We start from the raw sequence: 21,734 nt of genomic DNA, 5'->3' as shown, positions 1-21,734 counted from the left end.
AATGAATGGTCCAGCTATAGTTTGCACGCCGACGACGGCCCCACCCGCACAAGGTGCTCCGGTATGACCCGATTGACCTCTCTGAACCCTTGGCTGGCGGCCGTTGCAGTCGCCCTTTGCGTGCAATTGCCGGCGCAGGCCCAGGAGCGTTTTACCCTGAACATCCCAGGTGTCACCGACGATCGACTGTTTACCTCGGCTGCCGCCAGCGATGCGCCCAATTGTGGTGGGCACAACCAGTCACCGGCCTTGAACTGGAACGCCGGCCCGGCGGGCACCCTCAGTTACGCCATCGTCATGCATGACCCTGATGGCGCGAAAGGCCAGGGTGTCGATCACTGGGTGCATTACGGCATCAAACCGACCACCCACCAGATCCCGGCCGGTGTTGGCGCCAAATCCGCCCTGGAAGGCGTCGGGGGCATGAACGTCAAAGGGACCACAGGTTATGTCGGTCCTTGTCCGCCGGTCGGCGATAGCGCGCACCACTACATCATCCAGATTTATGCCCTGGACCTGGCACCGGACGCCTTGCCTGCTGGCCTTACCCGCGCACAGCTACTGGAAAAAATCAAAGACCATGTGCTGAGAAACAGCAGCGTAGTGCGGCGTTATCACCGCTGAAGATTCTTTTCACTGCGGTTTAACCCGAACCGGAAGAGGGGCTCGTCTCAGAGGATGAATGGATCAATTTCCTCCTGAGGTCAGCCCCCATGTCCCTCCCTCTGCATTTCCTCCGCCCGGCCGCCCAGGGTTTCGCCGCCGGGTTGCTGCTGGCCATTGCCGGTTGTGGCGTTTCATCCAAGCCTGATTCCGCCTCGGCTGCGCCGCCGGCTCAAGGTGCGCTGCCGGCTGAAGTACTGGTGCGCAGCGAGGCTGTCATGGCGGACACCTCGATGGCCAAGCGCAGCCTCGGTGCGGCACCAGCGACGAGCTATGCGCCGATGCCGGCGGGCGAGGCATATCCGCAGGGCTATCGGGATGAGCAGCGGGAGCAGTATCAAGCGCTGGCGGATAACCCGATTCACAGCGTGGCCGAAGCGCCCGTCTCGACTTTCAGCGCGGACGTCGACACCGGTGCATACGCCAACGTCCGCCGCTTGCTCAATCAAGGGCGCCTGCCACCGGAAGGTGCGGTGCGACTGGAGGAAATGGTCAATTACTTCCCCTACGATTACGCATTGCCCACCGATGGCTCGCCCTTCGGCGTGACCACAGAGCTGGCGCCGTCGCCGTGGAACCCGCATACCCGATTGCTGCGCATCGGCATCAAGGCCTCGGATCGCGCGGTTGCGCAACTGGCCCCGGCGAACCTGGTGTTTCTGGTGGACGTGTCCGGTTCGATGGACAGACGCGAGGGTTTACCGCTGGTCAAAAGCACCCTGAAATTGCTGGTCGATCAATTGCGCGAGCAGGACCGGGTTTCATTGGTCGTCTATGCCGGCGATTCGCGTGTAGTGCTGGAGCCAACGTCCGGACGCGAAAAAGCGAAAATTCGTACAGCCATCGATCAATTAACCGCCGGCGGCTCCACCGCCGGGGCGTCAGGCATCGAACTGGCTTATCAAATGGCGCAGCAGGCGTTTATTCCCAAGGGCATCAACCGCATCCTGCTGGCCACTGACGGTGACTTCAATGTCGGCATCAGCGACTTCGACAGCCTCAAGCAAATGGCGGTGGATAAACGCAAGACCGGCGTTTCCCTGACCACATTGGGTTTTGGTGTGGATAACTACAATGAACACCTGATGGAACAGTTGGCCGATGCCGGTGACGGTAACTATGCCTACATCGACAACCTGCGCGAGGCGCGCAAGGTGCTGGTGGATCAGCTCGGTTCGACCCTCGGGGTCGTGGCGAAAAACGTGAAGCTGCAAGTGGAGTTCAACCCGGCACAGGTCAGTGAATATCGGCTGTTGGGGTATGAGAATCGTGCGTTGAAACGTGAGGATTTCAGCAACGACAAGGTCGATGCCGGTGAAATCGGCGCAGGACATACGGTGACGGCGTTGTACGAAATTGTGCCCAAGGGCGAGAAGGGCTGGCTGGAGCCGTTGCGCTATGGCAGCTCCGGGGCAGTTACTTCCGGGAAATCTGGGGAAATCTGGGGAAATCGCCATACTGCGCGTGCGCTATCAGTTGCCCGAAGGTGGGAACAGTCGCTTGATCGAGCGGCCGATCACTGACAGTGGCGCGCCAGCCAGTGAAGACCTGCGATTTGCGGCAGCCGTGGCGGCGTTTTCCCAGCAGCTCAAGGACGGGCGTTATACCGGCGATTTCAGCCTGAAGGACACCGAAGATTTGGCGCGCGGTGCGCGGGGCGAAGATCGATTTGGTCTGCGGGCAGAGTTCGTGCAATTGGTGGAGTTGGCGCAAAGTCTGCGAACCACGACCGCATCGAACAGTGAGCCGCTTAAAGGAGGCTACAACTGAAATGTCTGCTCCTGAATCGAGCGATGAATCGCTGCTGGCCCGTTATCGCGCAGGCGACGGGCCGGCGTTCGAGATTCTCTACGCCCGTCACCGCCAAGGGCTCTACCGATTCCTGCTCGGCCTGAGCGGCAAGTCCGAGCTGGCCGAAGAGGTTTACCAGGACACCTGGCTGAGCCTGATCCGCAGCACCAGTCAGCCACAAGGCCGGGCGAATTTTCGTACCTGGCTCTACCAGATTGCCCGCAATCGACTGATCGATCACTGGCGCAAACACGGAATCCACAACCCCTTGCACGACAGCTATGACGAACAGATCCACGCCCTGAGCGATGATGCTGCCGATCCCGAACAACTGCTGAGCCTGAGCCGCGACAGCCAACGCCTCGAAGCGGCCCTGCAAAACCTGCCCGCTGACCAGCGCGAGGTGTTCCTGCTGCGCGCCCACGGCGATCTCGACCTGCCGCAGATCGCCACCCTCACCGAAACACCGCTGGAAACCGTCAAAAGCCGCTTGCGCTACGCCCAGCAAAAACTGCGTCGGCTGCTGGCCGAGGAGGTACTGACATGACTGACGCCCGTCCTACGCCAGAAGACCAAGTGTTGAAGCACTATCGTGAACACGCGACCAGCGAACCGCCGGCCCATCTCGACGCGTTCCTCCTGGCTGCCGCACAGCGCGAAGTCCCGGTGCACAAGCCAGGTCTTTGGAAACGCTGGGTCCAGGCCTGCCAGAAACCCCGTTGGCAAGTCGCATTTGCCAGCCTCGTCGGCGTGGCCCTGATGCTTGCCCTGGTGCAACGCACCGAGGAGCAACTGCCGAGTTACGACTTCGCCCCTGCACCCAAAGCGTCTGCACCGGCCGCCAAAAAAGAAGCATCGTCATCGGTTGCGCGTTCTCTGGCTGCCCCGGCCGGCGCGATGTCCGCCCCCGCGCCTGCGGCGCCAATGGCCGATCTTGCTGCCCCCGCGCAGAGCGAATCGATCAGCGCTGAAATGGCTGACGAAGCGAAGGTCAGCAAACGCTCGGCGATAGCGCCGGCAAAGTCTATCGACGATCAATTAAGGGAAGTGATCCGCTTGCAAAAGGCTGGTCAGGCTCAAGCGGCTGCTGACCTGATGGCGACATTGCACAAACGCTTTCCCAAGGAAAATCTCACGGCCAGACTCAAGGATTTGCAGAAAAACTGAGCGGCAGGGCGGTCAGTCATTTGGCATCGACACCCGAAAGCGCGCACTATCGGCCCATAGCCGATGCGTTGGAGGAAGCCATGGCAAAAAAAATCGACCGCATCGCCCAAATGCTCAACTGCCCGGTGAAGGGTCAGGAATTACGGCGCGCGGTGACTGAGAGTCGTAAGGAGTTTCTGCTGGCGAAGCAGGAAGAGGAAGCGTTTGAGGAAGACGTTCTTGATGATGAAGTGGTCGAGGACGACGAGGATGATGAATACGACGAGTTTGATTGGACGACTGAATGAAAAAACCGCTTCGGCGGTTTTTTTGTGTGCCCGAATGATCCCGGTCTTACGTTTCGTTGACCGCCGCACAGTTCGTCGAGCACTATAAGGTACTAATTTTTGTACCTTTGGAGCCGCCATGGAGCATTTACTCGCTAGCCGGTCGGTCAGTATCACCGAGCTTAAGCGCAGTCCAAGTACCGTGATTGAGCTAGCAGGCTCTGAACCTGTTGCGATCCTCAACCACAATCGCCCGGCCGCTTATCTTCTGCCGCAAGCCGCATATCAACGGCTGCTGGATCGTTTACAGGCTGCGGAAATACGTGAGGCCATTGTTGCCAGTGGTATTGACCCGCGTCCGGACATTGCCGGCGATACCGTGTTTGCGAAGTTTGACGCGCTTATCGATGAGGTCGCATCAGAGCAAAACGGTTCATGATGCAGCTCATTGTTCTCCTCAAGTTATGCGGTAAATGACCAGTTGCGTTGCACAAGAAAATCATTTTCGCGCTGCATTTTTTGAGCAGGCAGCCGAGACGCAGGCCGGTTTTTCTGACCTCGCAACCAGAATTTGAAGGTTCAAGGTTTTCCGCTCCCACAACTGAAGAATTGACACACCATCAGGCAATGCCGGGTGGTTCAAAACGCTACGGAAAAATCCAAAACACATGGCAATTAAGAAATCAGAACTCTACTCATCCCTTTGGGCCTCTTGTGACGAGTTGCGCGGGGGCATGGACGCCAGTCAATACAAGGACTACGTGCTGGTACTGCTGTTTATCAAGTACGTCAGCGACAAGTACGCCGGCCAACCTTTCGCGCCCATTACCATTCCCAAAGGTGCCGGTTTTGCCGATATGGTTGCGCTCAAGGGTAAGAGCGATATTGGCGACCAAATCAATAAGAAAATCATCGGACCACTGGCTGAAGCCAACAAGTTGTCAGATTTGCCGGATTTCTACGACGCTAACAAGCTCGGTACCGGCAAGGAAATGGTTGAGCGCCTCACTAACCTCATCGCCATCTTCGAAAACCCGGCGCTTGATTTCTCGAAGAATCGTGCCGAGCACGATGACATCCTCGGCGATGCCTACGAATACCTAATGCAGCATTTCGCCAAAGATTCGGGCAAGAGCAAGGGCCAGTTCTATACCCCGTCCGAAGTCAGTCGGGTGATCGCCAACATCATCGGGATCGGCTCAGCATCGACCAGCAGCGATACCAGCGTGTATGACCCGACTTGCGGGTCGGGTTCGTTGCTGCTCAAGGTCGCCGATGCGGCTGGCACGCCGGTAACCCTTTATGGTCAGGAAAAGGATTCGGCGACCAGCAGTCTGGCGCGCATGAATATGATCCTGCATAACAATCCCACCGCACTTATTGCCCAGGGCAACACCCTGACCAGCCCAGCTTTCACGCTTAAGGCGGGCAATTATGACCTGCTCAAACAGTTTGACTATGTGGTGGCCAACCCACCGTTTTCAGACAAGCGTTGGAGTACGGGGCTGGATCCGCTCAACGATCCTTACAATCGCTTCGAAACCTTTGGTGCTCCGCCAGCCAAGCAAGGTGACTACGCCTACTTACTGCACATTATCCGTTCGCTGAAAAACGACGGCAAAGCCGCCTGCATTCTGCCGCATGGCGTGCTATTCCGTGGCAATGCCGAGGCCGAGATCCGTCGTAATCTCATTCGCCACGGCTATATCAAAGGCATCATCGGCCTGCCGACCAACCTGTTCTATGGCACCGGCATTCCGGCTTGCATCATCGTCATCGACAAGGAGCATGCAGCAGGGCGCAAGGGCATCTTCATGCTCGACGCTAGCGCGGGCTTCATCAAGGACGGCCCAAAGAACCGCCTGCGCGAGCAAGACGTTCACAAAATCGTCGATGCTTTTACCCGCCAGGACGACAGCGAGCCGCGCTATGCCCGTATGGTTGGTTTCGAAGAGATCGAGAAGAACGACTACAACCTCAACCTGCCACGTTACATTGACAGCACTCAGGCTGAAGACAAGCAGGACATCGAAGGCCACCTCAAGGGCGGCATTCCGGCTGCTGATATCGAGGGGTTGGCTGGCTACTGGAAGGTGTGCTCGAAGCTTAAGGCCGCGCTGTTCACCGCCAACCGCCCCGGTTACTTCAATCTGGCCGTGGACAAGGCCGACATCAAGACCGCTATTTATAATCACCCCCAATTTGCCGACTTTATTACTGGCATGACCAAACACTTCGACAAGTGGCACGATCAAACGGCGAGCAGGCTCAAGGCCTTGCAACCGGGCTTCCACCCCAAGCAGCTTATCCACGAGGTAGCCGAAGGTTTGCTGCAGCACTACCAGAACAAGCCACTGATCGACGCCTATGACGTCTACCAGCACCTGATGGATTACTGGGGCGACGTGATGCAGGATGACGCCTATTTGATCGCCGCCGACGGCTGGAAAGCTGAGACTTACCGTATCATCGAAAAAGACAAGAAGGGCAAAGAGAAGGACAAAGGTTGGGCTTGCGACTTGCTACCCAAGCACCTGATCGTCACCCGCTACTTTGCTGCTGAGCAGGCGGTCATCGACCAAACTAGCGCAGACTTGGAAGCCGCCAGCGCTGCCTTGGCTGAATTGGAGGAAGAACACGGCGGCGATGAAGACGTGTTCGCCGACTTCGATAAGATCAACGCCGCCGCCGTAAAAGAGCGCATCAAGGAGATCGGTAAAGATGCTGCCGAGGAGTTGACTGTGCTCAAGCAATGGCAAACGCTGGCCGCCCAAGAAACTGCGCTGAAAAAACAACTCAAGGAGCTGGAGGCCGAACTGGATGAAAAAGCCTATACCAAGTATCCGCAGTTGACCGAAATGGAAATCAAGCAATTGGCTGTGGATGACAAATGGCTGGCTACTGTGCAGGCCTCTGTTAGCGAGGAAATGGATCGTGTCAGCCAGACTTTGACCCAGCGCATTAAGGAATTGGCCGAGCGTTATGAAACCTCGTTGCCACAATTGGCCAGCCGCATTAGCGAGCTGGAAGCCAAAGTTGTGGTGCATTTGCAAAAAATGGGGTTTGTATGGAGCTGAAGCCAGGTTACAAACAGACTGAAGTAGGAGTGATTCCGGAAGATTGGCGTAATTTGCCAATCACAAAAGTTGCCCGCCTCGAGAGTGGTCACACACCGAGCAAACGCAATTCGAATTACTGGGGAGGTGGTGTCAACTGGATTTCCCTATTCGATACTCAGGGACTATCAAGGAATGAGATATCCACTACCGAAAAAACAATAACAGCAGAGGGGCTGAACAATTCTTCGGCTAGGCTCCTACCCGCCGGGACTGTAGTTTTTTCGCGTACTGCGACCGTCGGCAAAGTGTCGATCATGGCCACGTCCATGGCTACAAGCCAAGACTTCGCAAATTATATTTGTGGTCCTGGCTTGCATAATATCTTCTTGGTTTACCTTTTTCGCAGTATGGGGCGTACTTGGAAAACCCTAATGGCGGGTAGTATCCACAACACTATTTACATGCCAACGTTCAAGGCATTGAAAATTGTAGTTCCCCCACTGTCCGAACAAAAAGCGATTGCCCAAGCATTGAGTGATACGGATGTGCTGATCGAATCACTGGACCAACTGCTGACCAAAAAGCGCCAGATCAAGCAAGGCACAATGCAGGAATTGCTCACCGGCCAGCGCCGCCTGCCGGGGTTTAGTGGGGGATGGAAAAAAAAGAGGCTCGCTCAGTTAGCGGATATTCGTAGTGGTGGTACGCCAAGTACCTCTCAATCGGAGTACTGGGATGGTGATATTTTGTGGTGTACTCCCACCGATATCACGGGGCTGAATGGCCATAAGTATCTCTCGGATACGAATCGCAAAATAACCTCGCTTGGGCTTAGCGTGAGTTCGACGGAGTTGATTCCAGAGAACTCAATTGTTATGACCTCGCGTGCGACTATAGGCGAATGCGCAATAAATTTACTGCCGCTTTGCACCAATCAAGGCTTCAAAAATTTTATTCCATTTGACGGAGTGGATATTGAATTTCTCTACTATTTGTTGTCAGCTCAGAAACAGAAATTTATATCTCTATGCGGTGGAAGTACCTTCTTGGAAATAGGCAAGTCGCAGCTGGCAATTTATGAGGTGCGGGTGCCTGAGTTAAAAGAGCAGACTGCTATAGCAACAATCCTTTCCGCTATGGATGAAGGAATCGTCACCCTCGAAACCCAACTCCAAAAAGCCCGTCACCTCAAACAAGGCATGATGCAGGAACTCCTAACAGGAAGGATTCGATTGGTATGAGCGAACACCAGCAGCGGGAATGGAAGGCCGTATGGCGGGACGACTATCTGAAATGGATATGTGGCTTCGCCAATGCTGAAGGTGGCGTGTTGGAAATTGGCCGTAGCGACGGTGGTGCGCCGGTTGGCGTGGCTGATGCGGCACGCCTGTTGGAGGAGATCCCCAACAAGGTGCGTGATGTGCTGGGCATCATGGTGGATGTGAATCTGCACGAGGAAGAGGGTAAGGCACTGCTGGAAATTGTAGTGCCGGCGTACCCCAGCCCAGTTAGCTATAAGGGTGAATACCACTACCGTAGTGGCAGTACCAAACAGGAATTGAAGGGCGCGGCACTGTCGCGCTTTTTGCTGCGCAAGCAGGGCCTGCACTGGGATGGCGTGCCGCTGCCGGGTCTCACCCTCGACGATTGTCTGGCCACGGCTCTGCAAGGGTTCCGCATTAGGGCGGCCAAAAGTGGTCGGATAGATGAAGCCGTGTTGGAAGACCGTGACGCCGCCTTGCTCGCCAGCCTGCAACTGGAAGAGGGCCAATACCTGAAGCGCGCCACGGCTTTATTGTTCGGCAGCCAGCCAGAGCGTTTCGTCCCCGGTGCCTTTATAAAACTCGGTTTTTTCATCACCGATGACGATCTGCGTTATCAGGACGAAATCCACGGCGACCTGTTCTCTCAGGTAGAAAAGACCCTAGAACTTCTGTACAGCAAATACCTTAAGGCTTTTATCCGCTACGAAGGCATTCAGCGCATAGAACGTTATCTGTTCCCCTTACAGGCTCTACGCGAGGCGCTGCTCAACGCTGTGATCCACAAGGACTACGCCAGTGGAATCCCGATCCAGATCAGCGTCTACGACCACCAAATCGTAATCTGGAATCCTGGCCAATTGCCGGATCGCTGGACACAGGAACAACTGCTGGCCAAGCATCCGTCCCACCCTTTCAATCCGCTACTGGCTTCGGCGTTTTTTCGCGCTGGCTATGTGGAGTCCTGGGGTCGGGGTATCGAGAAAATTCTCAGTGAGTGCCGCAAACACGATATCCCGCCGCCACTGTTCGACAGCAGCTTGTCAGGACTGATGCTCACCTTCCGAGCCGATCCTGCGCAGTTGGTTGAGGCTTTGGGGGATGCCGCGCACCCGTTGTTTGCGGACACGCCACCCGCCAAAACACTGACTACCCAAGAAACTACCCAAGAAACTACCCAAGAAACTACCCAAGAAATCGGCCTGGAGAAAATGCGAGAGCAGATCTTGGCCGTGTTGCATCAACAACCAGCGATCACCAGGCGCGAGTTGGCAAAACAGCTTGGCCTAACTCCTGATGGCGTCAAATATCATTTAGACAAACTGCGAACAGCCGGGGTGATCCGGCATGTGGGTCCCACGAAAAGCGGATACTGGGAAGTGCTCAAATGACTGATATCGGTAAAGCAGAACGCGTGACACAGAGCCGTGTAGCCAAGTTGTTTGTCGAGGAGTTGGGTTATGAACACCTCGGCGACTGGGCAGAGCGGGCCAACAACAGCAATATCGAAGAAGGTTTGCTCGCTGCCTATTTGAGTGGCGCGGGCTACAGCTCGGGGCAGATCAATGCGGCTCTGTACCAATTGCGCCTTGAGGCCAGTCACCCCAACCGCAGCCTGTATGGCAACAATCAGGCCGTCTACCAGTTGTTGCGCTACGGCGTGCCGGTGAAGATCGAGGCCGGTAAGGTGACCGGGGCCGTGCACCTGATCAACTGGGCTGAGCCGCACAAAAACGATTTTGCTATCGCTGAGGAAGTCACCCTCAAGGGCAAGTTGGAGCGTCGGCCGGATGTCGTGCTCTATGTGAACGGCATCGCCATCGGCGTGCTGGAACTGAAGAATAGCCGCGTCAGCATTGGCGACGGTATACGCCAGAGCTTGTCCAACCAATCGCCGGAATTCAATGAGTGGTTTTTCAGCACGGTGCAGTTCGTTTTCGCCGGCAACGACTCGGAAGGTCTGCGCTATGGCACCATCCTTACCGAAGAAAAGTACTTTCTGACCTGGAAGGAAGATGAGGCCGAAAACAGCCGCTACAAGCTGGACAAGTACCTGCTGAAAATCTGCGACAAGACCCGACTGATCGAGCTGATGCACGACTTCGTGCTTTTTGACGGCGGTATAAAAAAGCTGCCGCGTGTGCACCAGTACTTCGGCATTAAGGCAGCGCAGGAATATGTTAAGAAGCGCCAAGGCGGCATTATCTGGCATACCCAGGGCGCTGGTAAGAGCATCCTGATGGTACTGCTGGCCAAGTGGATTCTGGAGAACAACCCGAACGCCCGTGTGGCGATCATCACCGACCGGGACGAGCTGGATAAGCAAATTGAGCGGGTGTTCAGGGACGCCGGAGAAACTATCTGCCGCACCGGCAGTGGGCAGGAACTGATGCGTCAGCTCAGCCAGCCCAGGCCGCGTCTGCTGTGTTCGCTGGTGCATAAGTTTGGTGCTTCTACTAAGGGCAAGGATGACAAAGCGTTCGAGGCCTTTATCAAGGAGCTACAGGCCCAGCCTAGCCCGACGGTGGGCGAGTTGTTCGTGTTTGTCGATGAGTGTCACCGGACTCAAGGCGGCCGGCTCAACCAGGTGATGAAGGCGCTTATGCCCAATGCGGTGTTCATCGGCTTTACCGGTACACCGTTGCTGAAGCAGGACAAGGCCACCAGTCTGGAAGTATTCGGTGGCTATATTCATACCTACAAGTTCAGTGAGGCGGTAGAAGATGGCGTGGTGCTCGACTTGCTCTACGAAGCTCGTGACATCGATGCTAGGTTGGGCTCACCGGAAAAGATCGACCAATGGTTCGAGAACAGAACCACGACGTTGAACAAGTGGCAGAAAGACGAGCTGAAGCAGCAGTGGGGCACCATGCAGAACGTGCTCAGTTCCAGGCCGCGTATGGAGCGTGTGGTAGCGGACATCATTTTCGACTTCTGCGATAAGCCGCGCCTGTCCAGCGAACGTGGCAACGCAATTCTTGTGGCCTCCAGCATTTACGAAGCCTGCAAGTACTTCTCGTTATTTCAGAACACAATGTTCAAGCGAAAGTGTGCCGTAATTACTTCCTACAACCCGCTGGCCAAGGATGTAACGCTGGAAGAGACCGGCGCTAATACCGAAACCGACAAGCAGTTTATCTACAACACTTACAACGACCTGCTCGAGACTGTGCAGGCCAAGCCGGGTATGTCCAAAACTGAAACCTATGAAGAACGTGCCAAGGCGCTGTTCATCAAGGAGCCTGCCAGCATGAAGCTGTTGGTTGTGGTGGACAAATTGCTCACCGGTTTCGACGCACCACCCTGCAGTTATCTGTATATCGACAAGTCAATGCATGACCACGGTCTGTTCCAGGCCATCTGCCGGACCAATCGTCTGGATGGCGAGGACAAGGAATTTGGCTACATCGTCGATTACAAGGATCTGTTCAAGAGTGTCGAGAATGCCATTGCGGTCTATACCTCAGAGCTGGATCACAGCGCTGGCGGAGCCGATCCTGAAGTGCTGCTGCATGATCGACTGAAACAGGGTAAGGAGCGCCTGGACGATGCTCTGGAGGCTCTGGCGTTGCTGTGCGAGCCTGTCGCTCCGCCAAAGGATGAGCTGGCGTATATCCATTACTTCTGCGGCAATGTCGAGATACCAGAAGACCTACAAAATCACGAACCGCAGCGAGTCGCCCTTTACAGAGCAGTAGTCGTGTTGTTGCGTGCCTATGCGAATCTGGCGGATGAGATGGAAGCGGCAGGTTACAGCTTGGCGCAAGTCGAAGAGATTAAACGTAAGCGGGATCGATACCTGGCACTGCGCGAAATCATCCGCCAGGCCAGCGGTGAGACGCTCGACATCAAGCCGTTCGAGGCCGACATGCGGCATTTGATCGACACCTATATCGAGGCTAGCGAGCCACGTAAGATTTCCCCCTTTGACGACCTCGGTCTGCTGGAACTGATCGTTAAGACCGGCATCGCGCAGTCCATAGTCGAGAGGTTGGGCGCAATGAAAGGTAATCGTGATGCGATTGCCGAAACTATCGAGAACAACGTTCGTAGCAAGATCATCAAAGAGAATCCGACCGACCCGGCCTTCTTCGCAAAAATGTCGGCCTTGCTCGATGAAATCATCAAGCTTCGTAAGGCCAAGGCCATTGAGTACGAGGAGTATCTCAAACGCATCGGCGAGCTGGCGGCCAGGGTACAAGTCGGCAAGGCTGAGAATACACCGGACACATTGAACACCTCTGGCAAGCTGGCGCTCTATAACAACCTTCTACCGAAAAACACGGTGTCCGAGCCGGCAATGCCCTACGGCAAGTTTGCCGGGGATGCCGTTCTGGATTTAGCGCTGAAAATCGACAACGCGGTGAAACAATCACGTCCGGATGGTTGGCGTGGTGTCCAGGCCAGGGAAATGATGGTCAAACAGGCCATGTACAAGGTGTTGAATAGTGAAGAAGAGGTCGAACGCCTGTTTCCTATTATCGTTGCCCACCGGGAATACTGATGAGCGAGCACATTGACCTCGGGGATATCCGTGTCGAGATCCAGAGAAAGAATAATAAGCACGCACATCTCTACGTGTATCCACCCGAAGGTCGAGTGCATATTTCCGCGCCCATGCACATGGGGGTAGATGCTCTGAGAGCATTCGCCATTTCCCAACTGAGCTGGATCAAGGCGCAACAGCGGCAAATGTGCTCCCAGCCTCGTGAGCCGGAGCGCGAGTACTTGAACCGTGAAAGCCATCAGGTATGGGGCAGGCGCTACTTACTGAAAATCATCGAAGAGGATGCCACGCCAGCGGTTGAGCTGAAGCATTCCACGTTGGTGTTACAAGTACGGCCCGGTAGCGACGAGGCGCGCCGAGAGACGTTGCTGGAATGTTGGTACCGCGAGCAGCTCCGGGCGAAGCTGCCTGGGCTCTTGGGTAAGTGGCAGCCTCTGATGGGGGTTAGCGCCCGGCGCATCTTGGTGCAGCGAATGAAAACTCGCTGGGGTGGCTGCAATCCGACGACTGGCAATGTGCGACTGAATACCGAGCTGGCGAAGAAACCGCCGGAGTGCTTGGAGTACATCTTGGTGCATGAGCTGGCACATCTGATAGAACCAACCCACAACGCGCGATTTCTAGCATTGATGGATAGGTTTATGCCGCATTGGCGACAGATTAAGGATGAACTGAACCGTTTGCCGGTTCGGCATGAGCAGTGGGATCACTGACGCTCAGCGGCGATTTTTTTGTGAATGCTCTGTAAAACGGCAGCGGGCCAGGAGTCACCCCATGAGCGTAATGAATTACAAAGGCTATGCCGCCCGAATTGAATACAGCGAGGAAGACGGCCTGTTTGTCGGCCATATCGCTGGTATCAGAGATGTCGTTGGGTTTCATGGCGAGTCAGTACAAGAGCTTCGAAATGCATTTGAAGAGGCCGTCACAGATTATCTGGATACTTGTGCCAAGCTCTGACGCCACGCGTTCACATCTGGAAGTTTTGGAGGCCCCGAAAAATCGAGGCGCATTTCAAGAGTGAGTTGCAGCTATTCTGCGGTTTGTTGCGCCGTCGTTTGCGGTGGTTGCGTCAGCACTTTCACCACATCATCAATCACTCCCCTACTTATCGCAGTCAGATAATGCGCGACCCGCGCGTGGCGATCGGTGTCTTTTGCGTAGGCTGCATCCTCGGCGAACGACTTGGCCAGGAACAACAGCTCGGACGCCTATGCCTATACCAATGCTATTTCTAGTAGATACCCCCGCGCTGACATGAAACAGCGGATCGTCTGCACAGTAGAGGTAGGGCGTGAAGCCGATGGTTTTTGCTTCTGAGTATTCAGTCATTCGCCACCTCCATTGATGGAGGTGAGGTGGGGGTGCGATTCGAATCGCGGTGAGAGATAAGCCTAATTTCGTACGGATTTATATTGCGCACGGTCTAGCTCCTTGACGAGGAACTGCCACTTTTTCGTTACCAAGCGAATGGGTGGCAGCTGTGCGCAGGTTGGTAAACCGGGAGTCAAGGAATCCGGCACGCCCGAAGACGTCCCACACACAGCCGCCATAACTCAAAATTGCGGGCGTAAAAAAAGACCTGCAATTCACAACGGAGGGCGCTGTTGCGCTTAACTCCCGGGTTACCAAGCCCGGTCGCTGAATTGGCAGCGACGGCGGAAGGGGTTTCGTGCAGGCAGATCTCCTGCAACCTGGCAGACCCTATGGTCAGCCGACGACAAAAGTAGCAATCGACATTCATGCTGAGTTTTGTATGAGCGATTCCGAGAGTCGTCAGAATTTTCTCGTCAATCAATCGGATGCCCGTCTGCGGCAGTAGTCAACTTTTAGTTTACAACTGCCCGTTCTGCCGGCTAACCATCATCAATGCAGCCTGAATATGGTTGCCGAAAAACCCTTGGTTGCCGATCAAACGCCCGTCAGGACCAGAGGGAATGACATCTGCTTTCATTCCGCTGTCATGGTCCACTCTCGACTAGAGTGGCAGGTAAGTAAGCTTCAGTGGAATCAATCTCTTGGTTTCAGAGTCCGTCTGACCATAATGCTCAATCAAAGCGCGTACGAGGTTGTCCAGCGTCCAAAGCGTGAGCGGCACACTGGCTCGTTCGGCTTCGTAGTACGCATCCTTGCTGAAGCCACCGGTACTGACATACAGCCCGCGATCATCCTTGTACCGACCTCCGAGAAAACTGCGGATTTGTTGGCTGCCCATCTGTTCTTTGCGGTGTTTGACCTCAACGATGATCCGCGGGTTTTCAAAACCGAATCCATCCGGAGACGCAATGATGTCTTTCCCGCGATCAGGGCCGGCCCGGGAGACCTGAGTTTTGTAGCCCATCGCACGCAAGATACCTGCAACCAAGTGCTGCACATCATCCCAGGGCAGAGCGTTGATCAGGTCCTTAATGCGTTCGAGAGCCAAGCTTTCCATGCCTGCTAGAGGATCGCTGTCAGGATATGCCTCTTCAGCTGGTGGTAATGCGGGCGGCTTGTCCCCAGCAGCCATTGCTTTCAGTTCTTGGAGTGCAAAATCAGGGACGACAAAGACCGTGAGTGTGGAGCCGAGGCTGTTCTTACTGGCAGTACTCAGGCTGTCACGGTCGACTTCCTGAGCTTGCCATTGAGCCGGGCGGGTCAACGACATTCCGAGGTCAGCTAGATCAGGATTGTGTTTGAAATCGCCGGTGATTTTTCCCACTAAATAGGTGCGGTTAGCGGGTGAGTAGGTCACCACCCAATCACCGGGCTGAATTTCATTGATGAAGCGCCATACCTGCGAGGCGCCTGAAATAGCAGTGCCAGGTTTGATGTTGGGCTCAATGTCTTGGTAAAGGCGAGTAACTTCCTTGCGCGTCATACCAGGTTTGGCCAGCGGCGCGAGTTGCGACCATCCAATGGCAGCGACACCACGCTCACGGAAATCGTCGTATAGCCGGCCAGACTCGCCACGGATCATCCACATTTTGGCCATATCACTTCCTTAGTTTTTGTAAGTCGCACAGGTACATACGCCATCTGGTGTTGATCGCCATATTGAACGTATTGAAGAAAACGCAGGATAAGGTAGGTGTTTCAGGCATCCGCAGCAATTGCCGAATCCAGAACACAAAAAAGCCCCAGACCCTAAGATCTGAGGCTTTCTCGTTTCTACGTATGGTGCACCAGGCGGGATTCGAACCCACGACCACTGCCTTCGGAGGGCAGTACTCTATCCAGCTGAGCTACTGGTGCAATGCGGGCGCCATGATACTCATATGCACTGCGGGCGTCCATGCTGCTGAATCGCCTGCGGTTTTCCAAAGCGTAACCTGCGGTTGCTACGTTGATCAGAAAAATTAGGCAAATGCGGCGTTTTCGTTCTTTTTTTCGAACAGGCTATTGTCCTTTACCCCCTTTGATCCTAGGATTCGTTTGAGATTTCAAACGCTCTTGTCTGGGTGCTGAACCGCACGAGTTTCAATCAGTGCGCTATTTATGTGCTTCAGCCCGGTGAATGATTTCCCTGACGGCAGCCTATAAGGCGCCTTTCTACAATCATAATTCGCTCCGCGCTTGCCGCGGTGCTGTTAAGGAAAGCCGACATGCAGCTTAAAGACACCCAGTTGTTCCGCCAGCAAGCCTTCATCGATGGAGCTTGGGTTGATGCGGACAATGGTCAGACGATTAAGGTCAACAACCCGGCAACGGGCGAAATTCTGGGCTCCGTGCCGAAAATGGGCGCTGCCGAAACCCGCCGTGCAATCGAAGCCGCTGACAAAGCGCTGCCGGCCTGGCGTGCACTGACCGCCAAGGACCGCGCCAACAAGCTGCGTCGCTGGTTCGAACTGATCATCGAGAACCAGGACGACCTGGCTCGCCTGATGACCCACGAACAAGGCAAGCCATTGGCCGAAGCCAAGGGCGAAATCGTTTACGCCGCTTCCTTTATCGAGTGGTTCGCCGAAGAAGCCAAGCGCATCTACGGTGACGTGATTCCGGGTCACCAGCCTGACAAGCGCCTGATCGTGATCAAGCAGCCAATCGGCGTGACCGCTGCAATCACCCCGTGGAATTTCCCGGCCGCGATGATCACCCGTAAAGCCGGCCCGGCCCTGGCCGCCGGTTGCACCATGGTGCTCAAGCCTGCTTCGCAAACTCCGTTTTCCGCATTCGCGCTGGCTGAACTGGCCCAGCGTGCCGGCATTCCTGCCGGTGTGTTCAGCGTGGTGACTGGCAGTGCCGGCGACATCGGCAGCGAGCTGACCAGTAACCCGATCGTGCGCAAACTGTCCTTCACCGGCTCGACCGAAATCGGTCGCCAGCTGATGGCTGAATGCGCAAAGGACATCAAGAAAGTGTCCCTGGAACTGGGCGGCAACGCGCCGTTCATCGTGTTCGACGACGCGGACCTGGATAAGGCCGTCGAAGGCGCGATCATTTCCAAGTACCGCAACAACGGCCAGACCTGCGTCTGCGCCAACCGTCTGTACATTCAGGATTCGGTCTACGACGCGTTCGCCGAGAAGCTGAAAGTGGCCGTGGCCAAACTCAAGATCGGTAACGGTCTGGATGACGGCACCACCACTGGCCCGCTGATCGACGGAAAAGCCGTGGCCAAGGTTCAAGAGCACATTGCTGACGCGATCAGCAAAGGCGCAACCGTTCTGGCCGGTGGCAAGGTCATGGAAGGCAACTTCTTCGAGCCGACCATCCTGACCAACGTGCCGAAAAACGCAGCCGTGGCCAAGGAAGAAACCTTCGGTCCATTGGCTCCACTGTTCCGCTTCAAAGACGAAGCCGACGTGATCGCGATGTCCAACGACACCGAGTTCGGTCTGGCCTCGTACTTCTATGCTCGCGACCTGGGTCGTGTGTTCCGTGTGGCTGAAGCCTTGGAATACGGCATGGTCGGCGTCAATACCGGGTTGATCTCCAACGAAGTCGCGCCGTTCGGCGGCATCAAGGCGTCGGGCCTGGGCCGTGAAGGCTCCAAGTACGGCATCGAAGATTACCTGGAAATCAAATACCTCTGCCTGGGCATCTAAGCTCGAAGGGATAAGCCCGGCAGGGCATTGCTTCAAACGCAAAGGGCACGAGAGCGCTGTCCCTTTGCGTGCTTCAAACGGAATTTTCTCTGTGGTCGGGAAAGCTGTGGCAGTCGATCATCGCATGCTGCCGTAGTTGCCTCCCCGCCGCATTTTCCTTGAACCACGCCGCCCGATGAGCGGTGAATGAGGACTTTATGAGCAAGACTAACGCATCCCTGATGAAACGCCGCGAAGCCGCTGTACCACGCGGTGTTGGCCAGATTCACCCGATCTTCGCCGAGTCCGCGAAGAACGCCACCGTGACCGACGTTGAAGGTCGCGAGTTCATCGACTTCGCCGGCGGTATCGCCGTGCTGAACACCGGCCACGTGCACCCGAAAATCATCGCCGCCGTGACCGAGCAGCTGAACAAGCTGACCCACACCTGCTTCCAGGTGCTGGCTTACGAACCGTACGTAGAAGTGTGCGAAAAAATCAACGCCAAGGTGCCGGGTGATTTCGCCAAGAAAACCCTGCTGGTGACCACCGGCTCCGAAGCCGTGGAAAACTCCATCAAGATCGCACGTGCCGCCACTGGCCGTGCCGGCGTGATCGCGTTCACCGGCGCTTACCACGGCCGCACCATGATGACCCTGGGCCTGACCGGTAAAGTCGTGCCTTACTCGGCCGGCATGGGCCTGATGCCAGGCGGCATCTTCCGCGCGCTGTACCCGAACGAACTGCACGGTGTGAGCATCGACGATTCGATCGCCAGCATCGAACGCATCTTCAAGAACGACGCCGAGCCGCGTGACATCGCTGCAATCATCATCGAACCGGTTCAGGGCGAAGGCGGTTTCTACGTCGCGCCTAAAGAGTTCATGAAGCGTCTGCGCGCGCTGTGCGACCAGCACGGCATCCTGCTGATCGCTGACGAAGTACAAACCGGCGCTGGTCGTACCGGCACTTTCTTCGCCATGGAACAGATGGGCGTTGCTGCCGACCTGACCACCTTCGCCAAATCCATCGCTGGCGGCTTCCCGTTGGCCGGTGTTTGCGGCAAGGCCGAATACATGGACGCCATTGCTCCAGGCGGCCTGGGCGGCACTTACGCCGGTAGCCCGATTGCTTGCGCCGCGGCCCTGGCCGTGATGGAAGTGTTCGAAGAAGAGCACCTGCTGGACCGCTGCAAAGCTGTCGGCGAGCGTCTGGTCACTGGCCTGAAAGCCATTCAGGCCAAGTACCCGGTGATCGGCGAAGTCCGTGCCCTGGGCGCGATGATCGCGGTCGAGCTGTTCGTTGATGGCGACAGCCACAAGCCGAACGCTCCAGCGGTAGCCGCTGTTGTGGCCAAGGCTCGCGACAAGGGTCTGATCCTGCTGTCCTGCGGCACTTACGGCAACGTTCTGCGCGTCCTGGTACCGCTGACTTCGCCGGACGAGCAACTGGACAAAGGACTGGCGATCATCGAAGAGTGCTTCTCCGAGCTGTGATCTCCAAGCTCTGATGAATGTGTGAACTGATCGACAAAAAAACCCGCTTCGGCGGGTTTTTTTGTGTCCCCGGGACCCATCGATGGCAAATGCGCTGTATCGAATGGCCAGCATTGACTAAGGTGCAAGCACTACTTTGGAGTGTGTAAATGACTGCTGTGGTGTTACCCGCTGCGCCGCGTGTGCTAATTGCCGAGGCCGACCCCTGGTCCCGCGACCTGCTCAAGCAGGTTTTGTTGAATGTGCGCTGCGACGCACGGCTGGATCTATGTGCCGATGGTCAGGAAGCGTTGCACCTGTTGGCGGAAAATCCTTACGACCTGGTGATCGTCGACTGGGAGCTGCCCGGCGTCGATGGTTTGAATGTCTTGCGCAATGTCCGTCAGCGCAAACGCAACCCGCCGCTGCCCTTCATTCTGATGAGCAGCCGTAACGACAGCGCCAGCGTTCGCGAAGCTCTGCCGCTGGCGCCTGCGGCGTACCTGACCAAACCCCTTAACATGGAAAGCTTGACCCAGCGCCTGCAGGACTTGCTGTTGAACGCCGGTGAAGAGGTGTCTTGCGAAACGCCTTCACTGTCGCCAGGCATGACGTTGGCGGTTTACCTGGAGCGTCGACGTGAGTTGACCGACGGTGCACCACTGATGACCGACGTACAGTTGGCGGTCAAGCGTAGCCTCAATCCCAATGGCCTCGACCTGACGCTGCTGCATGACGAGATCCGTACCGATCCGCAAGTCACCGCTGTGCTGATCGCTGCAGCCAACAGCGCGGCCCAGCACCATGGCGCCGCCGTACAAACCCTGTCACAGGCGCTGCACCGCCTCGGCACCGGGCAAAGCATGAACCTGATTCTGGGGCTGGCCCTCAAGCGCAGTGCCCGACTCAGCGATCCGTTTCTGGCCGATTATGCCGAGCGCTATTGGGAGCTGTCGCTGCGCACTGCCGAGTATGGCCGGACCCTGGCGCGTTTGCTGGATCTGGATCAGGAGCGCTGTTATTGCGCCGGCATGTTGCATCGCCTCGGCGACCTTGCGCTGTTGCGGTGTTTGCAGGAGTGGAAGCAGGCCGGAGGCGAACTGGATGAATGGGAGGAGGTCGGCGAGGCGCTGGCTGAGTTCGGCGCGGCTTATGGTTCGGCGCTTCGCACTCGCTGGCGCCTGCCGCTGGAGCTGCGAGAGCTGATTGCGGCGGTCTATCAGTTCGGTGGCGGGGTTTATTCCCGTGAAGCGCTGGTGATGAACATGGCTGCGCAACTGGCGCGACTGACCGAGCATGAGGGCATTGAGGACCTGGCGAAGAGCCGGACGGCGCGGTTGCTCAAGATCGGGTTGCCGGAATTGATGCGTTTGCGCAAGAAATAGGCATCACACAAAAACTGTGGGAGCGGCGGTGCGGCGATCCGACTTGCTCGCGAAGAGGCCCGCACAGTCAACATCATTGTTGGCTGTTAGTCCGCCTTCGCGAGCAAGCCCGCTCCCACATTGGAATTGCGTTGTGCCTGAATTCAGCCTCAGCCGGAGACGATGCGGTTCTTGCCCTGGTGTTTGGCTTTGTACATTGCCGCATCTGCGCGGGCAAACAGGCTGTCGATGCTTTCGTCCTCGGCGGTGAGGCTGGTCAGGCCTTGGCTGACGGTGATGCCGAACGTCTGGTCGCCATGGCTGAAACTCAATCGCTGAATCTCCCGTTGCAGGCGCTCGGCCACTTGCATAGCCATGTCTGGCGCACAGCCGGGAAACACCGCTGCGAATTCCTCACCGCCCACTCGTCCGAACACATCACCTCGACGCAACGTCGCGCGACCGCACTCGGCGATTCGTTGCAGCACGTTGTCGCCTTCCTGGTGGCCGTAGGTATCGTTGATGACTTTGAAATCATCGATGTCCAGCAGCAGAAAGGCCAGCGGCGTGCGTTGGTGCCGTGCCTGTTCGAATTCACGGTGGGCGCATTCGAAGAAGTGTCGGCGGTTGCTGCTCTGGGTCAGCACGTCGGTAGTGGCCAGGCGTTGCAGCTCGGTTTCAATCTGCTTCTTGTCAGTAATGTCTTCGGCAATGCCGACGATGATCACCGGTTGCCCGGGCTCGGCCTGACGGTTGATGAAGCACTTGTCTCTGAGCCAGCGGACCTGGCCGTCGGCGGCAATGATTCGGTATTCACGGTCTTCATCGGCGCCTTTGACCAGTACTTCGGCCAGACTGCGTTCGGCATAGTCCAGATCGTCCGGGTAAATGCTGTCGCGCCATTGGTTGTAGTCAGACAGCAACAAGCCTGCGGAGCGGCCGAAAATCCGTTCATACGCGGGGCTGACATAGAGCACCCGACGGGATTCCCAGTCGAAGGCCCAAAGCACCGCATTGACGCTCACCAGCAGAGCGCTGAACAGTTGTTCGCGTTCGCTCAGGCGCGCCACTTCGCCTTGTGCATGCATCAGCGCCAGGAGGGTTTGCGCGGCCTCAGGCCACTGCGGGAGGGATGAGTCTTGTAGGTTTTTACTGACCATCGACACAAAATCTC

At 56.3% G+C, this 21,734-nt stretch carries 15 protein-coding genes, 1 tRNA gene and 3 pseudogenes; 15 read left to right on the top strand and 4 right to left on the bottom strand.

Going from position 1 to position 21,734, the window contains the following annotated elements:
• Window positions 1-63 precede the first annotated feature (63 nt).
• The 12 genes and pseudogenes from DFS28_RS09605 to DFS28_RS09550 all read left to right on the top strand — a co-directional run.
• The gene (locus tag DFS28_RS09605) at window positions 64-624 is read left to right on the top strand and encodes a YbhB/YbcL family Raf kinase inhibitor-like protein (RefSeq protein WP_111449527.1); all 561 of its coding nucleotides are present in this window, start codon (window positions 64-66) and stop codon (window positions 622-624) included.
• Between the two features lie 89 nt (window positions 625-713).
• Window positions 714-2,433: pseudogene (locus DFS28_RS09600) on the top strand (von Willebrand factor type A domain-containing protein).
• A 1-nt stretch (window position 2,434) separates the two neighbouring features.
• Complete coding sequence (locus DFS28_RS09595) at window positions 2,435-3,001, top strand: RNA polymerase sigma factor (protein ID WP_074872463.1); 567 nt, start codon at window positions 2,435-2,437, stop codon at window positions 2,999-3,001.
• Entirely contained in the window at window positions 2,998-3,621 is a 624-nt protein-coding gene (locus DFS28_RS09590; RefSeq protein WP_111449526.1) for a hypothetical protein, read from the top strand. The genes DFS28_RS09595 and DFS28_RS09590 overlap by 4 nt, the downstream gene beginning before the upstream one ends.
• Window positions 3,622-3,641: 20 nt before the next feature.
• Window positions 3,642-3,908, top strand: a complete 267-nt coding sequence (locus DFS28_RS09585) for a hypothetical protein (RefSeq protein WP_256596850.1) — start codon at window positions 3,642-3,644, stop codon at window positions 3,906-3,908.
• A 118-nt stretch (window positions 3,909-4,026) separates the two neighbouring features.
• Window positions 4,027-4,326, top strand: coding sequence for a type II toxin-antitoxin system prevent-host-death family antitoxin (locus tag DFS28_RS09580; protein WP_111449524.1), 300 nt, complete (start codon window positions 4,027-4,029; stop codon window positions 4,324-4,326).
• A gap of 229 nt (window positions 4,327-4,555) precedes the next feature.
• Window positions 4,556-6,964, top strand: coding sequence for a type I restriction-modification system subunit M (locus tag DFS28_RS09575; protein ID WP_111449523.1), 2,409 nt, complete (start codon window positions 4,556-4,558; stop codon window positions 6,962-6,964).
• Entirely contained in the window at window positions 6,955-8,187 is a 1,233-nt protein-coding gene (locus tag DFS28_RS30415) for a restriction endonuclease subunit S (protein ID WP_132834322.1), read from the top strand. The genes DFS28_RS09575 and DFS28_RS30415 overlap by 10 nt, the downstream gene beginning before the upstream one ends.
• On the top strand, window positions 8,184-9,599 hold the full coding sequence (locus tag DFS28_RS09565) for an ATP-binding protein (RefSeq protein ID WP_111449522.1): 1,416 nt from the start codon (window positions 8,184-8,186) through the stop codon (window positions 9,597-9,599). Before DFS28_RS30415 ends, DFS28_RS09565 begins: the two co-directional genes overlap by 4 nt.
• The gene (locus tag DFS28_RS09560; RefSeq protein WP_111449521.1) at window positions 9,596-12,712 is read left to right on the top strand and encodes a type I restriction endonuclease subunit R; all 3,117 of its coding nucleotides are present in this window, start codon (window positions 9,596-9,598) and stop codon (window positions 12,710-12,712) included. Before DFS28_RS09565 ends, DFS28_RS09560 begins: the two co-directional genes overlap by 4 nt.
• Entirely contained in the window at window positions 12,712-13,428 is a 717-nt protein-coding gene (locus tag DFS28_RS09555; protein WP_111449520.1) for a M48 family metallopeptidase, read from the top strand. The genes DFS28_RS09560 and DFS28_RS09555 overlap by 1 nt, the downstream gene beginning before the upstream one ends.
• Before the next feature lie 61 nt (window positions 13,429-13,489).
• A pseudogene (locus DFS28_RS09550) lies at window positions 13,490-13,672 on the top strand (type II toxin-antitoxin system HicB family antitoxin); the annotation flags it as partial.
• A gap of 74 nt (window positions 13,673-13,746) precedes the next feature.
• Here the strand turns inward: DFS28_RS09550 and DFS28_RS09545 are convergent.
• From DFS28_RS09545 to DFS28_RS09535, 3 genes and pseudogenes are all read right to left on the bottom strand, one after another.
• A pseudogene (locus DFS28_RS09545) lies at window positions 13,747-14,047 on the bottom strand (DUF3077 domain-containing protein).
• Window positions 14,048-14,693: 646 nt separating this feature from the next.
• Window positions 14,694-15,689 (bottom strand): restriction endonuclease, encoded by a 996-nt coding sequence (locus DFS28_RS09540; RefSeq protein ID WP_111449519.1) that lies wholly within the window; start codon window positions 15,687-15,689, stop codon window positions 14,694-14,696.
• A gap of 183 nt (window positions 15,690-15,872) precedes the next feature.
• A tRNA-Arg gene (locus tag DFS28_RS09535) sits at window positions 15,873-15,949 on the bottom strand.
• Window positions 15,950-16,299: 350 nt separating this feature from the next.
• Between DFS28_RS09535 and gabD the strand changes: the two genes are divergently transcribed.
• The 3 genes from gabD to DFS28_RS09520 all read left to right on the top strand — a co-directional run bounded on the left by gabD (window position 16,300) and on the right by DFS28_RS09520 (window position 20,581).
• Complete coding sequence (gene gabD, locus DFS28_RS09530; protein WP_111449518.1) at window positions 16,300-17,742, top strand: NADP-dependent succinate-semialdehyde dehydrogenase; 1,443 nt, start codon at window positions 16,300-16,302, stop codon at window positions 17,740-17,742.
• Between the two features lie 197 nt (window positions 17,743-17,939).
• Window positions 17,940-19,217, top strand: coding sequence for a 4-aminobutyrate--2-oxoglutarate transaminase (gabT, locus tag DFS28_RS09525; RefSeq protein ID WP_033058568.1), 1,278 nt, complete (start codon window positions 17,940-17,942; stop codon window positions 19,215-19,217).
• Between the two features lie 149 nt (window positions 19,218-19,366).
• The gene (locus DFS28_RS09520; protein ID WP_111449517.1) at window positions 19,367-20,581 is read left to right on the top strand and encodes a response regulator; all 1,215 of its coding nucleotides are present in this window, start codon (window positions 19,367-19,369) and stop codon (window positions 20,579-20,581) included.
• Between the two features lie 149 nt (window positions 20,582-20,730).
• Here the strand turns inward: DFS28_RS09520 and DFS28_RS09515 are convergent, their stop codons facing one another.
• Window positions 20,731-21,720 carry a sensor domain-containing diguanylate cyclase gene (locus DFS28_RS09515; protein ID WP_111449516.1) on the bottom strand — a complete coding sequence of 330 codons (990 nt, stop codon included), beginning with the start codon at window positions 21,718-21,720 and terminating at the stop codon, window positions 20,731-20,733.
• Window positions 21,721-21,734: the final 14 nt, after the last annotated feature.

This window comes from Pseudomonas sp. 478, from assembly GCF_003254125.1.
Taxonomy (GTDB): domain Bacteria; phylum Pseudomonadota; class Gammaproteobacteria; order Pseudomonadales; family Pseudomonadaceae; genus Aquipseudomonas.
The sequence above is the reverse complement of the archived record's forward strand: the minus strand, read 5'-3'. Positions and strand labels throughout refer to the sequence as shown.